Origin of the sequence: Mesorhizobium sp. M1E.F.Ca.ET.041.01.1.1 (genome assembly GCF_003997355.1) — a bacterium.
Taxonomy (GTDB): Bacteria; Pseudomonadota; Alphaproteobacteria; order Rhizobiales; family Rhizobiaceae; genus Mesorhizobium.
In genome coordinates this window covers 1-1091 of the sequence record NZ_RZSL01001075.1, presented here as the reverse complement: position 1 = coordinate 1091, position 1091 = coordinate 1, and the positions used below count along the sequence as shown (strand labels likewise).

2 protein-coding genes and 1 pseudogene are annotated in these 1091 nt (G+C 64.4%); 2 read left to right on the top strand and 1 reads right to left on the bottom strand.

The window, feature by feature from the left end; all coding sequences use genetic code 11:
• Positions 1-2 precede the first annotated feature (2 nt).
• Positions 3-491: a DUF1254 domain-containing protein gene (locus EOA38_RS37455; protein ID WP_245481031.1), complete on the top strand. Its 489-nt coding sequence runs from the start codon at positions 3-5 to the stop codon at positions 489-491.
• A gap of 13 nt (positions 492-504) precedes the next feature.
• Here the strand turns inward: EOA38_RS37455 and EOA38_RS37450 are convergent, their stop codons facing one another.
• A complete protein-coding gene (locus EOA38_RS37450; RefSeq protein WP_127220839.1) occupies positions 505-693 on the bottom strand; it encodes a hypothetical protein in 189 nt (62 codons plus the stop codon).
• A gap of 188 nt (positions 694-881) precedes the next feature.
• On the opposite strand from EOA38_RS37450, the pseudogene EOA38_RS37445 reads away from it, so the two are divergent.
• A pseudogene (locus tag EOA38_RS37445) lies at positions 882-1091 on the top strand (hypothetical protein); the annotation flags it as partial.

Here is a 1091-nt window from a genome sequence, read left to right as displayed (position 1 = left end):
TCGTGGTGCTGTTCCTGGTGCCTGAATTTTCCGAGCGCGATGCCTGGTCGCGGCTGGCGATGACCTCCGACCTCTACAGGATGACGCGCCTGGACGCCGAAGCCGGCGGCGCGCCGGTGGTGAAGTCGGTCGACCCGATGTTCTACGCCGCCGCCTGCCGCTTCGATCTCGCCGACGGGCTGGTGCGGATCAAGGCGCCGGGCGACGTGCCGTTCTGGTCGGCCTCGGTCTATGACCGCAGCGGCCACAACATCTATTCCTTCAACGACCACAACGCGAACAGCGAGAAGCTCGATGCCGTGGTGCTGACGCCGGCGCAGATGATCGACGTGCGGCGCGATCTTCCGGAGGAATTGCAGGGCGCGATCTTCGTCGAGGCGCCGATCGAGGAAGGCATCTTCGTCGTCCGCGCCTTCGTGCCGGACGAGAGCTGGAAGCCGATCGTTTCACGCTTTCTCGAGCAGAGCGCCTGCGAACTGCAGGACTACTGAGAAGCCAAACAGATCAGTGGTGCGGGGCCGTGGGCCGCGGCGAACCCGGCTTGTCCGGGCCGTCCGGACGCGCCGCGCCGACCTGCGGCTGCTGTTCGTAGCGGACGCCGGGGAAGATGATGACCGCCGCCGCCGTATCGGTAGCGTGATTTACTCGATTGACCGGTGCCGTTCTCGGCACAAAAGACAGGACCATGCCCATGGTTCGCGCATTCCTCTCGGTTTGACCGGAGCACAACGCAACGCCTCCAAAGTCGATTAAGGCGGGCAGAGGGTTAACGGAGCGCTAACGGATCGCGGCTAATTTGATCTTTGTTCCCTGGAGACGCGAAACCGGCCCGGCCGGATCGAGCGGGGCCAGGTCTGTGTCGAGTATCGGGCGTATCCTCCGTGTCATCTTCGGATTTCAGGCATATCGCTATCCGGACCGAAGCGGGAAAAGCTGAAAGGCTGTTCCGCGCCGCGGTGTCGGCCTTCTGCTCGCTGACGCGCCCGTCGCGCCGCGAGATCGCCCAGCTTGAGGATCTGACCCTGCCGCTGTTCGACGAGGTGTCGGTCGAATCGCGCCGCTATGTCGCCGCCGCCCTTTCCGAATGCGAG

Excerpts from the sequence above, each read along its gene's own strand:
- EOA38_RS37450 (WP_127220839.1), bottom strand. The coding sequence starts at position 693 with ATGGGCATGGTCCTGTCTTTTGTGCCGAGAACGGCACCGGTCAATCGA.